The organism is Lysobacter antibioticus HS124 (genome assembly GCF_000336385.2).
Lineage (GTDB): Bacteria > Pseudomonadota > Gammaproteobacteria > Xanthomonadales > Xanthomonadaceae > Lysobacter > Lysobacter firmicutimachus.
Genome location: NZ_HG424518.1, coordinates 1 through 2,954, shown reverse-complemented (window position 1 = coordinate 2,954; position 2,954 = coordinate 1). Strand labels below are relative to the sequence as shown.

General features: G+C 62.1%; 2 protein-coding genes. One reads left to right on the top strand and one right to left on the bottom strand.

The features are described 5' to 3' along the window. Window positions 1–631, bottom strand: a 631-nt coding sequence (locus TX83_RS14475; protein ID WP_064748676.1) for a response regulator, incomplete at its 3' end; no start/stop codon positions are given. 703 nt (window positions 632–1,334) lie between these two features. On the opposite strand from TX83_RS14475, the gene TX83_RS14470 reads away from it, so the two are divergent. Next, a partial coding sequence (locus TX83_RS14470; protein ID WP_186442607.1) for a DUF6531 domain-containing protein occupies window positions 1,335–2,954 on the top strand: 1,620 nt, incomplete at its 3' end.

Genomic DNA, 2,954 nt, shown 5'->3' with positions numbered 1-2,954 from the left:
AGCCGCCGCCACCCGCCGGCGGAAGCAGCCCGTACTCCATCGCTAGCCGGATCAGGCCTAGATCTCCTTGGACGCCCAACTTGGCCATCACTTTGGTCCGCACGGTGCGGACGGTCGAGGCGGTCAGTCCCAGCTCCAGCGCGATATCGCCGTTTTGCCTGCCCCGTAGCACCAGCCAGACCACTTCCATTTGCCGTGGACTGAGCTGGTCGAACGGCGAGACTTCGAATATCAGGCGGGCGCCCAGTGCGTCGTCCAGAAAACGACGCCCCGCCGCGACCTCGCGGACCGCACGCACGATAGCCCCGCCATCCTGCGCCTTGGAGACATATCCCCTGGCACCGGCAGCCAACAGCCGGCGGGGCACGGGTCCCGCCTCCACGACGGAGATGATCAGGATTCGAAGACTGGGCTGCCGTGCCAGCAGTCGGCGCGTGACCTCCAGCCCGTCCCAGCCGGGCAGATGAAAGTCGCACAACACCACGTCAGGAATACCCGATCCGATGGCCGTGAGAGCATCCTCGCCATTCGACGCCTCCCCAACGATCTCCATGTCGCCTTGCGCCTCTAGCACGCCCCGTAGGCCAACTCGCACCAGCGGGTGATCGTCAATCACAAACACACGAATCATCTTTATCCTCGGCACCAACGACCGAGGATGGACTTAGCCAATACGGCCTGCTCGTTATCAACCGAATCATCTGGATTCTGCTTTTAGCTGATGCGCGGCCAAGCGAAACGCGCCTCTTGGCGGACAGATGTCTACTCGTCACCGACTAATTCCGAGAAAGAATCAGAATTTCCCTACACCAAAAGCGCTCACCAAGTGCTAGCTTTTGCACCCTGTCTGTAGCGCTCAGAAAAGCACACTTGAGGCGATGACTGCTTGGCCTCGGCTCCACGCGACATGGCCCGAGATCGGTCGGTCGCTATGCTCGGTATGAAACAGTCTCGCCAGAAGAGATCGTTCTCGGCGATGCTGGATCAAAGGAAGAAGTGACGAGACGTCACAATCGGCTAATAGCGTTAGACCCTGGACATGGAGCGTCGTATGCATCCCCTGTAGCCCATCGGCGCTGACTTAGACCGCGTTCGCGATCTTGTCGGTAATCATCAATCTCCCTCTTTCCCCAAGCACTGGCACTTGTCCGTGCTGTCTCGTCGTGCGAACAGGAGTAGCACCCAATACGTATGGACCACAGAAGATTCAGCGCCACCCCGGATTGGTACAGCCGGGCCGTAGATCAGCGCACCAAGGAGTAGGTATGTCGATAGTTCACAAGTGTCAAAGAAAACGCAGAGTAGCCGCCAGATCTCTTGCTGCGGCTGCGCTCATGGTGGCTGCCCTAACGCAAAATGCGGTGGCGCAGGAGAGCGGCCAGCCCTGGATCTTCCAGGGCCAGACCTACAACACCCAATACGAGGCCGAGCTCGCCATCAAGGCACAGGGCGGTGCCTACCAGTACGTCGACTCGGTGCGCGAGCGGCAGATCACCGAGACCGATGTCCAGCTGACCTACGGCATTGCTCCGGAAACCGGGCAGGTACGCGATTGGTCGGCCTACCTCTCGGGCAATAGCGGCGGCACCAAGCTCAGCGAGCAAGCGCTGGTCGATGCGCTGATCGCCCACTACACCAACCGCAGCACCTCGCTCGGCTGCGCACCCAGCACTTCGGTGGTTCGCAAGGGCGATTGGCGCCCATTCAATAAATGGTCCGACGGTGTCGCGTGGCGCGAGCTCGCCGACTTCGAGGTCCGATACGTGGGCACGGCGGTCGGCGGCGCGACCTGCCAGAACCTCGTCACTAACGAACCCGCGGACCGACAGCGCACGCGTTGCTCACAGGAGTTCCTGACTTGGAACCAGAGTGGAAACGTCTGCACCAACGACTCGTACACCGCGACTATCCGTTCGTCCCTGCTGGCCTGCGATGCTTGCAATATGGTCGGCAATCCCGCCGACGTGTCGACCGGCGACAAGTACGAAACCGAGCCCGACTTCGATCTGGGATGGGTCAGTTTCGCCCGCGTCTACCATTCCGCCGCCGCCAACAACGGCAATGCCGGCTTCGGCCACGGCTGGGGGCATACCCATGAGATCCGCCTGGCGATCAATTCCGACGGCACCTTGGGTCTGATCCAAGCCAACGGCTCGCAGCTGGGATTCAAGAACGTCGACACCGGAATCGCCGAGGCCGGCGACGGCAGCGGCGACCGCATCGTTCAGGACGGCAGCCAATGGCGGCTGTACCGCGCCGACGAGGTGCTGGTATTCGACGAAACCGGAAAGCTGCTCGAGCGTCTGTTCGAGGACGGTACCCGCCTCACCTACGCTTACGATAGCCTGGGTCGGCTGGCCACGATCACCCACTCGACCGGCCGTAGCCTGGACTTGGTCTACGACCGACCGTCGGCGCAGGCGGCCATTACTGCGATCAACACGGGTGGAGCCCAACTCGTTGGGTATGGATACAACGCCAACGGCCAAGTCCAGACGGCGCAGTATCCAGGCGGCACCGCGCGTACCTATCACTACGAAGACGCCGCCTTCCCCCGGCACCTGACCGGTATTACCAACGAGCAAGCGCAGCGCTACAGCACCTTTAGCTACGACACGCAAGGCCGGCTCCTGGTCAGCCAGCATGCGGGCGGCGCCGACAAGGTCGCGCTTAGCTATACCGCTGCCGGTGGCGCCATCGTCACCGATGCACTCGGCTACAAGACCACCTACGGCCTTAACGACGCTGGCGCGTACCGCAAACCGCGCAAGCCCGGCAATGTCGTCGATAGCCGCGGTTCCATCGTGCGTACCTACGTCGACGACTTCGACGACTTCCGCCGCCGCCTGGACACCGTCACCGACCGCAACGGTACTCAGACCAAGCACAGCTACGCCGAAGCCAACGACCCGGTCACCGGCCAGCCGGCGCGCACGCACACGGTCAAGGAAGCC